The following is a 14,120-nucleotide window of genomic DNA, read 5'->3' as shown; positions in this document are numbered from 1 at the left end:
GGCGAGGACGAAGCGGAGGCGACGGAAGCGGGGCCGGACGAGGAGGAGGAGATCCTCGAGGACATCGTCTCGGACGTGACCGGCCAATAGTCGGCGACGAGACCGGCCATCGGCGACGGCGTCCGTCGACGGCGACCGGCGTCCGGATCCCATCTGTCCCGGCCAGTCGAACCGAGTCATCGCTTGCTTTTTACATCGCGCCGGTGTGGCTCCGTATAATGACGAATCCGTGGGCGGAGTGGGATCACGTTCTCAAAGTCGATCCCGACAAGGAGCTGTACGGGGACGAGACGTTCGAGGACGTCGCCGCAACCGGAACGGACGCGATCGAGATCGGGGGGACCCTCGGGATGACCGAGGAGAAGATGCAACGCGTGATCGACGCCTGCGCGGACCAGGACGTCGCCCTGTATCAGGAGCCGTCGAACCCGGCCGTCGTCGTCGACTCGCCGGCGCTTGACGGCTACCTCATCCCCACTGTGTTCAACGCCGCCGACCCCTTCTGGATCGTCGGCGCCCACGCCGAGTGGGTGCGCATCGAGGACGGCCTCGACTGGGACCGTACCACCACCGAGGCGTACATCGTGTTGAACCCGGAGGCGTCCGTCGCCGAGTACACCGACGCGGACTGTGATCTCACGGCGGATGACGTGACCGCCTACGCCCGTATCGCCGAGAAGATGTTCGGCCAGGAGATCGTCTACCTCGAGTACTCCGGCACCTTCGGCGACCCCGAAACCGTCGCCGCCGCGGCCGACGCGCTCGACTCGGCCACCCTCTTTTACGGCGGCGGCGTCCACGACTACGAGACTGCCAACGAGATGGGCGCTCACGCCGACGTCGTCGTCGTCGGCGACCTCCTCCACGAGGAGGGCTGTGACGCGGTTCGGGAGACCGTCGAGGGCGCTCGCGACGCGAACGCGGAGTGATCCGATCGTGGTCGCCGCGGAGTGAGGGCGGTGGCGGTCGCCGCGGAGTGGACGACCGGACCGATTCCGACCGGACGGATCCGTAGCTATTTCCCCGCCGATCCGCAACACCGGATCGATGCTCAGCGACGTGATGGAGGATTATCTGAAGGCGATCTACGTCCTCCAGACCGAGGACGGTCCGCCGGTGTCCACCTCGGCGATCGCCGCGGAGGTCGACAAAACGGCGCCGACGGTCACCGACATGCTCGGCAAGCTCGCCGAGCGCGGGCTCCTGGAGCGGGAACCGTACACCGGCGTCGAGCTCACACCGGAGGGGGAGGCGGTCGCGCTCGAGGTGATCCGTCATCACCGCCTGATCGAGGCGTTCCTCGCCGAGCAGCTCGATTACGACTGGAGCGAGGTCCACGAGGAGGCCGACCGGCTCGAACACCACATCTCCGAGGCGTTCGAGCGGCGGGTGGCCGCGGCGCTGGGCGACCCCGAGGTCGACCCCCACGGCGACCCCATCCCCGGCGCCGACCTCGAGCCGGTCACCGACGACTCGGTCCGTCTCGCCGACTGTGAGGCCGGCGAGACCGTCGTCGTCGCCCGCGTGTCCGACCGCGACGAGGACGAGCTCGAGTACCTCGCCGACGCCGGGATCACGCCAGACACCGAGCTCGATGTCGTCGACGTCGCCCCTTTCGGGATGGTCACTGTTCGGACGCCGGACGGCGAACAGAGCCTCCCGGAGTCGGTCGCGACGTCGATCCGCGTTCGGCGACGGTGAGCGTGGTCGGTCGCGCCGAGGAACGGAGCAACCCGTGTTCCGACCCTGAATCTCGTATATTCGAGATCGCTCCAAAGATATAATAGATGTCGAAGACTACCAGCACGTATGCCCGAGTCCGGCCTCACCTCGTGGAGCCACGATCTCTCAGCCCGCGAGCGTGTCAGGAAGATCGCGACGACGCTTACACAACCGCGGTCCGTGGAGTGGATTCGCGATCAGGCCCAGGTCTCCTCGTGGCAAACGGCGAAGGACGAACTGGAGATGCTCGTCGAGTTCGGGCAAATCCACGCCTTCGAGGGAGACGACGGACATACGAAGTACGCGCCGAACTACCAACGACGGTATCTCACGGCGGTGACGGAGTTGATAAACGACCATACCCGCGAGGAACTCCGTGAGGAGGTCGCGGCCATCCAGACGGCGATCGACGAGTGGAAGGCCGAATACGGCGTCAGCTCCCGGTCGGAGTTGGAAGCGACGATCGCCGATGTTGACGCCGACCTCGACGGCGAATCGATCCGTGAACGCAACCGCGTGCTTCGCGAGTGGGAGCGGTATGCGGACAACAAGCGCTTGGTTGCTCACGCACTCGAACTCTACGACGATGCGCGCTCGCTTTCACCCGAATGGGACGGTCCCTCGAACACCTCGGTTTCGCTCTCACAGTAGGGGGATCGATGGTCTTTCTCGCGAATCGGGCGAACCTCGACAAACGGACGCTTCTGGGCCGGTTGCACAACCAACTCCGGACGCAGGTTCCCGCAGCGGACTCCCCGATCGAGCAGGTGTGGTATCACACCTCCTCCGGAAACAAGGTCGGCGTCCGAGCCGCCCTCTCCCCGTCGGGGTTCCTCGGCCAGTCGTATCCCATCGACACGGTGGAACTGCAGGTGTCTTTCGATTTCCCGGCGACCGCCGAACACGACTACTACGCGATCCAGTGGATCGAGTCGGAGCGGGACCTGCTGATCGGCTGGCACCAGGACGAGACCCATCCCGATCTGGGCCCGTGCCACTTTCAGATCGATCATCGTGATGAGACGATCCAACGAGCGACGGCGACGTTCCGGGATGAACACCCGCTGAACGTCTTCGATCAGCGACTCGATGACCTCGTCGTCCTGCTCAATGCGCTCGAGTGGACTGACGGTCAACCGTCAGTTCCCGACGAAGCGATCCGGTGACGGGTCATCGATCGTTCGTTCGATTCGCCTGATCCGCCTTTCCCTCCTCCATCCCGTCCGTCCTCTCAACCCCATCCGCCTCATCCGCGTCACCTGCACCGCTTTCCTTCCCTGCTCCGATCAGCTCGATGGCGTCGCCGAGTCCCTCGAGAGACGCCTCCCGTCCCTCGATCCCGGGAGCGTCGATCACGACGCGCCGCGAGTCCGGGAGCACGGTCGCGACCCGGTGATTGTCGGTTGCCGGGGGGCCAACCACGACCGTCACGTCGGCCGCCGCGGCGCGGTCGGTGGCGGCCGCAGCGGCGTCGTCCGACACCCCGGCGAAGGGTGGAACGGTGACCGGGTCGGCGCCGATCTCGCGAGCGCGTTCGGCGGCCGCGTCGCCCGCCGGGACGACGCCGACGCTCACCTCGTGGCCGGCCGCGACGAGGACGCCGACCGCGGTCGCCGCCTGCTGTCCGGTGCCGACGACGTGAACGCGGCGGCTTGCAGCGTCCGGGTCGTGGTCGGGCAGCGCGGTGACGAGCGGCGCGGTCGATCCCGGCTGTTCGGTGACGACGGTCCGGGCGTCGAAGGCGTCCCGCAGGGCGGGCTCGGAGAGGACGGCTTCGGGGGTGCCGACCGACCGAACGCGTCCGTCCGCGAGCAGCAGGAGCTCGTCGCAGTACCGCGCCGCGATGTTGAGGTCGTGGATCGCGGCGACGACCGTCTTCCCCGCCTCGACGAGATCGCGGACGAGCGCAAGGGTCTCGACGGTGTGGTTGACGTCGAGGCTACCGGTGGGCTCATCAAGGAGGAGCACGGGGGTCTCCTGGGCGAGCGCGCGGGCCAGCAGCACGCGCTGGCGCTCCCCGCCCGAGAGCGTCCCGACGGAGCGATCCGCAAAGCGCGCGGTGTCGGTCGTCGCCATCGCGTCGGCGACGGCCTCGCGGTCGGCCGCGTCCGCGGTCGCGAACCGCGATCGGTGGGGGGTTCGGCCCATCCCGACGACCTGTTCGACCGAAAAGTCGAACGAGAGGACGGTGTCCTGCGGCACCGATGCCACGCGCCTGGCGACCGCCCGGGCGGAGCGGTTCGTGAGGTCCTCGTCGTCGACGCGGACGCGACCGCGGTCCGGCGCCAGACTGCCCCGAAGCGTGCGCAGGAGCGTGGTCTTGCCGGCGCCGTTGGGCCCGACCACGCCGAGGAACGAGCCCGCCTCGACCGCCAGATCGACTCCCTCGAGCACGGTCGCGCCGCCGATGGAGACGGTCACGTCAGTCGCCTCGAGGTACGGTCGCGCGTCGTCGGCGTTCGCCTCGTCATCGGCGTTCGACTGGTCGCCGACATCCGACCCGTCGTCGGCGTCCACCTCGTCGTTCATCTCGGCCCGGACTCCGTGACCCCGGCTCACAGCTCGTGCACCTCCCGCTTCCGGAGCAGGAACAGGAAGAAGGGCGCGCCCACCGCGGCGGTCACCACGCCGACCGGGAGCTCGGCGCTGCCGATCCGGGCGACCGTGTCCGCGATCACGAGGAAGGAGCCCCCCGCCAGGGCGGCCGTCGGGAGGAGGATCCGGTGGTCGGGTCCGACGACGAGCCGGAGCATATGGGGCACGATCAGGCCGACGAAGCCGATCACGCCGGTGACGGCCACGCCGGCCGCCGTGATCAGCGCGGAGACGCCCAGCAGGATCCGCTTCGTGCGCTCGACGGCGATCCCGAGTCCGCGTGCCTCCTCCTCGCCGAGCAGGAGGACGTTGAGGTCGCGAGCGTACACGAGCAGGACCGCGAACAGGACCGGCACGACCACGAGCGTGACGCGTACCTCCGCCCAGCTCGCGCCCGCGAGGTGGCCCATCAGCCACCCGACGACCTGTCGGAGGCTCTCCTCGGCCTGTAGCTGGAGGTACGAGACGACCGCGCCGAGGAACGTCTGGACGGCCACCCCCGCAAGCAGGAGGGTCGCGACCGGGGTGCGGCCGTTCCGCGTCGCGATCGCGTAGACGCCGAAGGCTGCCGCGAGCGCGCCGAGGAAGGCCATCCCCTGCAGCCCCATCCAGTGGAGCCACCCGGGGAGCATCGCCGGCGCGACGATGAAGGCGACGGCGCCGACCGCGGCCCCCGATGAGACGCCGATGATCGACGGGTCGGCCATCGGGTTCCGGAAGAACCCCTGCATCACCGTTCCCGCCGCCGCAAGCGCAAAGCCGACGACCGCCGCAAGCAGGATCCGGGGCAGGCGGATCGCGACGACGATCTGCCGGTGGAGGTCCGCGACTGGATACGCGAACGGCGAGACGTAGCGCAACTCGATCGCGGGCACGAACAGGGGACCGGGCATCGAACGCATCCCGACCTCCGCGCCGACCGGCACGGCGAGCGCGTTCAACAGCACCTTCGTGACCTCGACGGGCGGGACCCGAACCGGGCCGAGCGCGGCGCTGACCGTGACGGCGGCGGCGAGCAGCCCCGCCAGTCCCAGACACCAGCTCGCCGTCCGCGCCGCGACCCTCATTCGTTCTCAAACCGGCTTGCAGTAGGTAAATATTTATTGGGCTACGGCCGAGGACCGCCATGCGACCACGATCGATACTCGTCGCGAGCCTCGTCGCCGTCCTCCTGTGTGCCGGGGTCGCGGCGCCCGTCGCAGCACAGGGATCGCCGACCGTGGACGGGGCACAGCTGCAGACGGCCACCGCGGACGCCGGCGCCGGCGCCGACGCCGAGACCGACGCCGACGCCTGTTCGTTTCCCGTCGAGCTGACCGACGCCTCCGGGGAGACGCTCCGGCTCGAGGAGCGCCCCGAGCGCGTGACGACGACGAACCCCTCGGCCGCCCAGACGATGTGGGAGATCGGCGGCCGGGAGCAGGTCGTCGGGGTAACGCGGTATGCGTCCTATTTGGAGGGTGCAGAGGAACGGAGGGACGTCTCCTCGGAGTTCGGCGTCTCGATCGAGAAGGTTCAGGGAACTCAGCCCGACCTCGTGTTGGTCCCGAACTCGACCGACAGTGACCAGCTCGCTAAGCTCCGACGAGTGGGACTCCCGGTCTTCCATCTGCCGCGAGCCCATACCATCGAGGACATCGCCGACAAGACGACGACGATCGGCCGGCTCACGGGTAACTGCGAAGGGGCCGCCGAGACGAACGCCTGGATGAACGAACGCGTCGAGGAGTCACAACTTTCGGTCGCGGCGGACGAACGCCCGACGATCCTCTATCCCCTCGGTAGTGGGTACGTCGCCGCCGGCGACACGTTCATCTCGGAGATGCTCTCGGTGGCGGGCGCCCAGAACGTCGCGGCTCGAAATCACACGGGGTATCCCCAGCTCTCCGATGAGGTGGTTCTTCAGCTGGACCCCAAGTATCTCCTGATCACCGACCGCGACACCGACATCGTCAACGAGGAACCGTACTCCCTCACGACCGCCGGTCGTGAGAACAACACCATCCACGTCGACGTCCAATGGGTCAACCAGCCCGCTCCACGGAGCGTGGTCTACACCGTCGAGAACGTCTCGGCACAGCTCCAGGCTGATCGGACGGCCGAGGGCGCCGCGACCGCGACTCCAGCTACCACGGCTCCCGCGACCGAGGACGGTGACGACGACAACGGGACGGCCACGAGCAACGAGACGCCCGGGTTCGGACCGGTCGTCGCCACGGTCGCGCTGATCGCGACGGCGCTCGTGGCCCGCGCCCGCGGCGGCGGGCGTGAGTAGCCGATCCCGGGGATGTGACCGGTGACGGGACGTCGGCTGGTCGTGCATCGCCGTATCGTGACACGCCGATCGGCGCTGCCGTCCGGACCAAGATGATACTTCAAAGTATGATACTTCAGAGTATCATATTTTAAAGTATGATACTTTGAAGTACGATCATCGGAAGGGCTATCCCGGTCGCCGCCGATGACGCGATATGGCCACGTTCGTGAATCGAACCGAGGAACTGGCTCGGCTCCGGGATTGCTACGACTCGAGTGAAGCCGAACTCGCGGTGATATTCGGCCGTCGTCGACTCGGAAAAACGGCGCTCGTCAGGGAGTCACTGGAGGGGATCGACGACGCTGTGGTGTATCAGGCGAAACAGAAGACGAGCGCGCTCCAGCTCGAACAGTTCATCGAAACGGCGGCGGAGACGTATCCGGGAGTGACGCGGATCAGGGAGGACTGGGAGGCGGTCTTGGGCTATCTCGCCGATCAGGACGCGATCGTCGTTCTCGACGAGTTTCCGTACCTCATCGCGGAGGACGAGAGCCTTCCGTCCGTGCTCCAAGCGATGTTCGATCACGAGCTCGACGATTCGGCCGCAACGTTCGTTCTCGTCGGGTCATCGATCAGTATGATGGAGGAGGCCGCGCTCCTCGGCAACAGTCCGCTCTACGGTCGATCGTCGCTCACGCTCGACGTCGGACAGCTCCCCTTCGACGCCGCGATGTCGTTTTTCGACGATGGGTTCTCGCCGACCGACAAGGTACGGACGTGGGGCATCTTCGGCGGCGTTCCCTACTACCTCGAGGAGGTCTCTGCCGAGACGTCGCTCGCGGAGACCGTCCAGCGGACCATCCTCTCACGACACGGCACGCTGCACGATGAACCCGATTACGTTCTCCGAATGGAACTCACGGAGCCGACGCGGTACTTCTCGATCCTCGAGGCGATCGCCGGCGGAAACACCACCCGGAACGAGATCGCCGGGGCGACCGGAATTGACTACAACCAGCTCTCGAAGTACCTCGGTCGACTCGATAGGCTCCGGCTCGTGGGCCAGCACGTCCCGGTGACGGAACGGAAGGAGCGGAGCAAACGCAGTCGGTACCGGATCCGGGACCCGTTTTTCAGGTTCTGGTTCCGATTCGTCTACGGAACCGGCGACCGGTACGCGGGGTTGGGTGCCGACGCCTTCGAGGCGCTCATCGAACCGGCGCTCCCGGACTTCCTGAGCCGGTCGTTCGAGGACCTCTGTGGGTCCGCGCTCCGATCCCTCTATCCCGAGTACACGATCGCCGACGTCGGTGGATGGTGGTACGGCGAACACGAGATCGACGTCGTCGGGCTGACCGTCGGAGAGACGCTGATCGTCGGTGAATGCAAGTTCCAACAGTCGCCGCTCAGCTACGACGCGCTGGCGTCGCTTCAGTCACACGCCGACGCGCTTCGCTGGTCGCCTCGAGACGGCAGCGAGCGCACTGAACGGTACGCACTCTTTTCGCGAAGTGGATTCACCGCATCCGTCGAAGAAGCAGCCGCGGACCGCGACGATCTCCGCCTGTTCGGCGTCGATGACGTCGTCGACGCGCTCTCCGATCCGAGGGACGCGGAGGACGACGGGGATCCGGCGCCGCGACGTTCGCGCTAACCGGTTCCGTCGTCCCGTTTCCGTCCGTGTGTCCGTCCCACCTCCCCTCGCGTCTCGGCAGTCGAAACGACCTTACGGGCCGGGCCCGGCGGATCGATATGGTCGAGAACGTCATCTATCCCGCCTACCTCGACGCGGAGCTGTCCCGCTCGAAGGGCCGCCGCGTCGCCGCCGAGGAGGCGCTGTCGAACCCGACCGTCGACGAGATCGCCCAGGCGGTCCAGCAGATCGGCTACGACGCCGTGATCGAACGCGACGTCACCTACTCCCGCGAGTACGAACCGCGCGGGCGGGTCCTCGCACAGGGCACCGAGGACACGACGAAGAACGACCTCGTGCAGGCCGTCGCCGCCTACGTCGGCCTCCTGCGGGACGACTCGTGAAACGCGTCGGCAGCGTCGTGCGAACGGCGCAGGGACTGGCGATCGCTCGCGGCGGGGACGGCGAGGATCCGCCGTCGATCGGCGAGGTCGTGATCGACGATTCGCTGTCGACCGTCGGGCGCGTGGTGGACGTGTTCGGCCCGGTCGACCGCCCCTACGTGGCGGTGACGCCGAACGACGGGATCACGCTCGCCGCGCTCGTCGGGGGGACGCTGTACGCCCGATGACGCCACGCGAGCTCCGCGGGATGGCGGTGGCCGTCCTCCTGTTCCTCCTCGTGCAGCTCGGGGCGCTCGTGCTCGTTCCCGAGTTCGTCGAACAGGGCTACCAACCCGTCGAGAACCCCCAGGATCCGACGAACTCCCTCGCATACATCGCCGCGATCCTGGTCGCGACCGGACTGATGCTTGCGGCGTTCCGCTTCGAACTCGACCAGCTGGTCCGGTACGTGATCGTCGGCAGCGCCGGCCTGTTGGCGTGGTACGTCTTCGCCGCGCTCGTGCCCCCGGTGCTTGCGATCGGCCTGTCTGTGGCGGTGTCGATCGCGCTGCTCGTCCACCCCGAGTGGTACGTGATCGACGTCGCCGGCGTGTTGATGGGCGCCGGCGCGGCGGGACTGTTCGGCATCTCCTTCGGCATCCTGCCGGCCCTGCTGCTGTTGAGCGTGCTGGCCGTCTACGACGCGATCTCGGTCTACGGGACCGAGCACATGCTCTCGCTGGCGGAAGGGGTGATGGACCTGCGGATTCCCGTCATCCTCGTGATCCCGCTGTCGCTGTCCTACTCGTTGCTCGCGGACGATTTCTCCGGCGCGGCGGACGTTCACGACGACGGGGACACGGTCGACGAGACCGATGCCGACGCCGAGGTCGATGCCGACATCGATCGCGACGCCGACGCCACCGATGCCGGCGATACCGCCACCACCGACGACGAGGGTCGCGACGCCTTCTTCATCGGCTTGGGCGATGCGGTCATTCCGGCGGTGTTGGTCGCGAGCGCGGCGAGGTTCTCGCCGGCAGCGAGCCTGGACGTGCCGATCGTCGGCCTCAACCTCCCGGCGCTGTTCGCGATGGGCGGGGTCTTTCTCGGGCTGGTCGTGTTGCTCCGGTGGGTGCTTCGCGGCCGGGCGCACGCCGGCCTCCCGCTGTTGAACGGCGGCGCCATCGGCGGCTACGTACTCGGGTCGATCGCCGCCGGCGTGCCGCTCCTCGAGGCGCTCGGGATCGCCGGAGTCGTGTGAGGCGTTTCGGGGAGACGACCGCTCCGGAGACGAAACTTTTCAGGAGACGAAACTCTTCCGAGGACTGACGACGGTCGAAGTACTGTGTCCGTGCTCGGGGGACGGAACCCGTGGCTGTGAGTCAGTGAACGGGGCGGACGACTCGACGAACCGACGACGGTACCGCGGTTTCGGGATCGCTACTCGGAAATGAACTCGTTGTCGCGCCAGTTGACGCCGCCGCTGCCCTCGCCGTTGCCCTGCGGGTTTTCGACGACCTCGACGGTGGCGGGCCGTTCCTCGCCCTCGACGATCCGCGTCGCGTGGAGTTCGTCATCAGTGTTGGTGATCGCCGTGAGCGTTCCCTTTTCGGCCTTCAGCGCGATGTCACGCAACACGAGGAACATCGGATACTGCAGCGCCGTGTTCTGTAACACCGTCTCGCGGTCGCCTTTGAAACAGGCGAACTCGACGAGTTCGGAGGGAATCTCCTCCTCCTCATCGTCCATCCACTGGGGACCGCCGGCCCGCGGCGGTTCCTCCTCGTAGACCCGTGTCTCGGTGACCGACGCCTTGAGCTGGGCGGTCGGTGTATACTTGCTGATGCTCTCGTCGTCGGAGACGGCCTTGAGTATCAGCGTGTTGTTGCGGCGAGTGATCTCGACATCGTCGATCTCCGGGGGCAGCTCCGGATCGCTGTCGAAGTGATCCTCTACGTCCTCGAGTGGCAGTTCGAGCGTCGAATGGAGTCGGAACACGCAGCCTGACATGATTGAAATGGGGGGAATGGATGATGGTTCGTCACAGCGCCGACACTGCGACTGTACCTGCTGATCGGTAGGGGACCGAGCCTTATAGGGTCTACCCTTTGCTGGATCCGGGGACTGCAGCGGGATGGAGAGGTACCACGGTGACTACTCACCACGATCGAATCTCGGCGGGCGTCGAACTACGTCGTCGTCAGCGCATCGGCGAGTTCACCGCGCTCCTCGAGTTCGGCGAGCACGTCGCTACCGCCGACGAACTCGCCGTCGACGAACGTCTGGGGGATCGTCTCCCACTCGCTGCGCTCCGACAGCGCCGCCCGGTATTCCGGCAGCGCCGGCAGAACGTCGACCGTCTCGAACTCGTCGACGTGGTCGGCGATCAGCGCGACGGCGCGCTTGGAGTAGCCACACTGGGGCATCAACCGGTTTCCCTTCATGAAGAGCACGACGTCGTTGTCCGCGATCGTCTCGGCGACGCGGGATTCGACCTCCTCGCTCGTGGCCTCGCTGTCGGGTGTGAACGTCATACCACCGGGTACGTCGCCGTGAGCCAAAGAGGTTGCGCTGTCGGCGACGCGGACCGTGTCGGTCCCGGGACCCCGAAGCGAGGACGCGGACCCGGGCGGGACGCCCGGATCCACCGGACGGTTTTTGCCGGTTGCCCGTCGAGGACACGACGTGTGTACGCTCGCACTCGCCTGGCACGTCTTCCCGGGAACGCCGATCGCTGCCGGGGCGAACAGGGACGAGCAGCTGGACCGTCCCGCCGAGCCGCCACAGCTCCGCCCCGACCGGTCGCCGGCGGTCATCGCGCCGCGGGACCGGGAGGCCGGCGGCACGTGGATGGGGCTGACTGAGACGGGCCTGTACGTCCTGCTCACCAACCGCTGGCTCGCGACACCGATCGACGGGGACCGGTCCAGAGGGCTGTTGGTCGACGACTGCCTCGACCGTGCCACCGCCCGGGAGGCAGTTTCTCACGTTCGTGCCGAGATCGAGGATCACGGCCGGTCATACGCCGGCTTCTCGCTGGTTCTTGCCGACTCGGCCGCCGCGTTCCTCCTCGTCAACGACGGCCGGCTGCGCGTGAGGCGGCTCGATCCCGGGGTGCACGTCCTCCGCAACGTCGGCGGCGTGATCAACGGGCGCCCACGGTTCGCGATCCCAGACCGACGATCGGACGCCGGAACCCGACAGCGGACGTCGGCGCGTGCGATGGCCGAGCGGGCCCGCCCCAAGCCCGGCGAGTCGGCGACCGCATGGCTCGATCGGCTCGGCGAGACGCTCGGCGACCACGACGTCGACGTCTGCATACACGGCGAGACGTTCGGCACTCGATCGAGTACCCTCGTCCGAACCGGGGACGATCCGGCGTTCCGGTATGCGGACGGCCCGCCGTGTACGGCCGCCTACGATCCGATCGCCGTTCCGCCGGGGTTCGCCGAGGCGACCGCGAACGCGGGCGGCGAAAGCCACCTTTAAGCGAGTCGCGGGCCCACGGACGGGTATGAGCGTGTCCGAACTCGAGGCCGATCTCTCGGCGGATGAACGCGCCGGACTCGAGCTCATCCGCGAGACCGGCGGCATCCATCAGAGCGACTTCTGGAAGGAACTCGACGTCTCCTCGCGAAAGGGCAGCCGCATCGCCGAAGCGCTGGCGGAAGCAGACCTCATCGAGCGTGAGGAGACGGTCTATGATGGACACAACACCTACTTCCTCGAGCCGAGCGCGCGCGATCTCGATTTCTCGTTGTTGATGGCGGGCGATATACTCTCCCCGTTCATCGGTGAGGAGGAGATCGACCCCCAGTCCGATGCGTTCTCCCAGTGGATGATGAACCTCGCCTACGAGGAGTACTGACGACCACCGCGGAGCCGAATCACTTGGGGTGGATCACTCCGAGTCGGCGTCCGGATTCTCGCCGTCCACGTCCGAATTCCCGCCGCCCACGTCCGAATTCTCGCTGTCGACGTTCGCATCCTCATCGGCACCGTCCTCACTTCCATCCCCGACGACGGCGGCCTCCGCATCAGACTCTCCGTGCTCCCCGCCTTCGTCGGCGGGGGCCGGCACCCTGGCAAGGTCGACGTCCGCCGTCGGCGGGGCCGGAGCGTCGGCGATCGTCTCGAAGAATCGACCGGAGATGCTCTCGCGAACGACATCGACGAGCGAGTCGGTCGAATCACCCTCCACCGCGCCGAGGATGCCAAGCGGGATCTGTGCGCCGGCCATATCCGCGTGACCGCCGGCCGACCCGATCTGGCCGAGCGCGTCCCGAAGGGTCTCGCCCAGATCGACGTCGGCCCCGCGGGCCCGCGCGGAGGCGTAGATCGTGTCGTCGAGGAAGCCGTAGACGAAGGTGACGGTGACGCCCTCCATATCGAGGAGCCGTTCGGCGGCCTGCGAGAGCGTGTCCCGGTCGGCGATCTCGCCGACACAGGAGGCGACGACCGACCCCTCGAGTTCGCGTTCGCGGATCGCCCGCGCGAGCGTCTCGAACGTCTCGGGGCTCACCGTCGGCGTCTCGACGCGTTCGAGCGTCTCGACGTTGGCCGCCCCGAGGATCGCTGCGGCGGCCTCGATGTCCGCGATCGCCACCTCTCGCGTGAAGTCCCGCGTATCGATCCGGATCCCGTACAGCAGCGCGGTCGCGATCCGTTCATCGGGCTCGATCCCGAGCCGGTCGAGATACTGGGCGATCTGCGTGCTCGTCGCGCCGAGGTCCGGCCGGACATCGATGTACCGCGCCTCGACTGGCCCCCGGGGGGGATGGTGGTCGATCACGATGTCGACATCGGTGTCCGTCGGAAGGCTATCGTTGATCCCCGGACGCGAATGGTCGACGAGCGCGATCCCACCGTAATCGGCGAGGTCCACCGATTCAAGGTGCCGCAACCGGATGTCGAGCAAGTTGACGAGCGCGCGGTTCTCCTGATGGGATATCTCACCGCCGTAGCAGGCGTCGGCGTCCACGCCCACGGCGTCGGCGACGCGTGTGAGTCCGATCGCCGCTGCGATGGCGTCGGGATCGGGGTTGTCGTGTGTGACCACCGCGAGCGGCCCCGACAGCGACCGGATGGTCTCAACGAGCGAGACGATGCGTTCGTCGGCGTCCGCATCGACAACCTCCAACACGCGCTGGGTGAGCGACGACACGGGATCGATACAGCGATCGACGGTCGCCACGATCAACTCACGGGTTGCGGCGTCGGCCTCGACGCCCACGTACGCGATCAGGGTTGCCGCCGGATACGCTCGGCGTGCGGTGCGGGCAGCCGCCAGGTTCCGGTCGGCGTCGTCGGCCGCACACACCACGACGTCGGCACGCTCGGGATAGGCCGTCGCGTCGGCGGGATCGGCCTCCGTCGCCGGCACGTTCGACTCCCGAAGCGTCGTCACCCAGCCGGTGTCGTCGGTGATGACGTAGACGTCGCCGCGGCGCTGCCGGGCATGTTCGATGAGCGTGTGCCCGACGCCGCTACAACCCAACACGAGGCGCCGAACCATTACACCGGTTCT

The 14,120-nt window shown here is 67.4% G+C and carries 16 protein-coding genes; 11 read left to right on the top strand and 5 right to left on the bottom strand.

Annotation, left to right across the window (positions count from 1 at the left end; genetic code table 11):
* Positions 1-218: 218 nt before the first annotated feature.
* From OQF70_RS09670 to OQF70_RS09655, 4 genes are all read left to right on the top strand, one after another.
* Positions 219-929 carry a phosphoglycerol geranylgeranyltransferase gene (locus OQF70_RS09670; protein ID WP_280537272.1) on the top strand — a complete coding sequence of 237 codons (711 nt, stop codon included), beginning with the start codon at positions 219-221 and terminating at the stop codon, positions 927-929.
* A 118-nt stretch (positions 930-1,047) separates the two neighbouring features.
* Complete coding sequence (locus OQF70_RS09665) at positions 1,048-1,701, top strand: metal-dependent transcriptional regulator (protein WP_280537271.1); 654 nt, start codon at positions 1,048-1,050, stop codon at positions 1,699-1,701.
* Positions 1,702-1,809: 108 nt separating this feature from the next.
* Positions 1,810-2,373, top strand: coding sequence for a hypothetical protein (locus tag OQF70_RS09660; RefSeq protein WP_280537270.1), 564 nt, complete (start codon positions 1,810-1,812; stop codon positions 2,371-2,373).
* A gap of 8 nt (positions 2,374-2,381) precedes the next feature.
* Positions 2,382-2,888 carry a hypothetical protein gene (locus OQF70_RS09655; RefSeq protein ID WP_280537269.1) on the top strand — a complete coding sequence of 169 codons (507 nt, stop codon included), beginning with the start codon at positions 2,382-2,384 and terminating at the stop codon, positions 2,886-2,888.
* A 4-nt stretch (positions 2,889-2,892) separates the two neighbouring features.
* Here the strand turns inward: OQF70_RS09655 and OQF70_RS09650 are convergent, their stop codons facing one another.
* Both OQF70_RS09650 and btuC read right to left on the bottom strand, forming a co-directional pair.
* Positions 2,893-4,251 carry a heme ABC transporter ATP-binding protein gene (locus OQF70_RS09650; RefSeq protein WP_280537268.1) on the bottom strand — a complete coding sequence of 453 codons (1,359 nt, stop codon included), beginning with the start codon at positions 4,249-4,251 and terminating at the stop codon, positions 2,893-2,895.
* Between the two features lie 26 nt (positions 4,252-4,277).
* Positions 4,278-5,384, bottom strand: coding sequence for a vitamin B12 ABC transporter permease BtuC (gene btuC / locus OQF70_RS09645; protein ID WP_280537267.1), 1,107 nt, complete (start codon positions 5,382-5,384; stop codon positions 4,278-4,280).
* Between the two features lie 59 nt (positions 5,385-5,443).
* On the opposite strand from btuC, the gene OQF70_RS09640 reads away from it, so the two are divergent.
* From OQF70_RS09640 to OQF70_RS09620, 5 genes are all read left to right on the top strand, one after another.
* Positions 5,444-6,592: a PGF-CTERM-anchored ABC transporter substrate-binding protein gene (locus tag OQF70_RS09640; protein ID WP_280537266.1), complete on the top strand. Its 1,149-nt coding sequence runs from the start codon at positions 5,444-5,446 to the stop codon at positions 6,590-6,592.
* A 196-nt stretch (positions 6,593-6,788) separates the two neighbouring features.
* Positions 6,789-8,228, top strand: a complete 1,440-nt coding sequence (locus OQF70_RS09635) for an ATP-binding protein (protein WP_280537265.1) — start codon at positions 6,789-6,791, stop codon at positions 8,226-8,228.
* Between the two features lie 98 nt (positions 8,229-8,326).
* Complete coding sequence (gene srp19, locus OQF70_RS09630; RefSeq protein ID WP_280537264.1) at positions 8,327-8,611, top strand: signal recognition particle subunit SRP19; 285 nt, start codon at positions 8,327-8,329, stop codon at positions 8,609-8,611.
* Entirely contained in the window at positions 8,608-8,838 is a 231-nt protein-coding gene (locus tag OQF70_RS09625) for a Gar1/Naf1 family protein (RefSeq protein WP_280537263.1), read from the top strand. The genes srp19 and OQF70_RS09625 overlap by 4 nt, the downstream gene beginning before the upstream one ends.
* Positions 8,835-9,854 (top strand): presenilin family intramembrane aspartyl protease PSH, encoded by a 1,020-nt coding sequence (locus OQF70_RS09620; RefSeq protein ID WP_280537262.1) that lies wholly within the window; start codon positions 8,835-8,837, stop codon positions 9,852-9,854. The genes OQF70_RS09625 and OQF70_RS09620 overlap by 4 nt, the downstream gene beginning before the upstream one ends.
* 179 nt (positions 9,855-10,033) lie before the next feature.
* Here OQF70_RS09620 and OQF70_RS09615 read toward each other — a convergent pair whose 3' ends face one another.
* Together OQF70_RS09615 and OQF70_RS09610 are read right to left on the bottom strand one after the other, a co-directional pair.
* Positions 10,034-10,603 carry a hypothetical protein gene (locus OQF70_RS09615; protein WP_092814149.1) on the bottom strand — a complete coding sequence of 190 codons (570 nt, stop codon included), beginning with the start codon at positions 10,601-10,603 and terminating at the stop codon, positions 10,034-10,036.
* Positions 10,604-10,782: 179 nt separating this feature from the next.
* Positions 10,783-11,127 carry a glutaredoxin domain-containing protein gene (locus OQF70_RS09610; protein ID WP_280537261.1) on the bottom strand — a complete coding sequence of 115 codons (345 nt, stop codon included), beginning with the start codon at positions 11,125-11,127 and terminating at the stop codon, positions 10,783-10,785.
* A 151-nt stretch (positions 11,128-11,278) separates the two neighbouring features.
* On the opposite strand from OQF70_RS09610, the gene OQF70_RS09605 reads away from it, so the two are divergent.
* Together OQF70_RS09605 and OQF70_RS09600 are read left to right on the top strand one after the other, a co-directional pair.
* On the top strand, positions 11,279-12,082 hold the full coding sequence (locus tag OQF70_RS09605) for an NRDE family protein (RefSeq protein ID WP_280537260.1): 804 nt from the start codon (positions 11,279-11,281) through the stop codon (positions 12,080-12,082).
* A gap of 25 nt (positions 12,083-12,107) precedes the next feature.
* Complete coding sequence (locus OQF70_RS09600) at positions 12,108-12,461, top strand: MarR family transcriptional regulator (RefSeq protein WP_092814143.1); 354 nt, start codon at positions 12,108-12,110, stop codon at positions 12,459-12,461.
* Between the two features lie 33 nt (positions 12,462-12,494).
* Here the strand turns inward: OQF70_RS09600 and OQF70_RS09595 are convergent, their stop codons facing one another.
* Positions 12,495-14,108, bottom strand: a complete 1,614-nt coding sequence (locus OQF70_RS09595) for a bifunctional oligoribonuclease/PAP phosphatase NrnA (RefSeq protein ID WP_280537259.1) — start codon at positions 14,106-14,108, stop codon at positions 12,495-12,497.
* Positions 14,109-14,120 lie beyond the last annotated feature (12 nt).

It is taken from the genome of Halopenitus sp. POP-27 (genome assembly GCF_029889855.1).
Lineage (GTDB): Archaea > Halobacteriota > Halobacteria > Halobacteriales > Haloferacaceae > Halopenitus > Halopenitus malekzadehii.
Note: the sequence above shows the minus strand (reverse complement) of the source record. Positions and strands in the feature narration are given on the sequence as shown.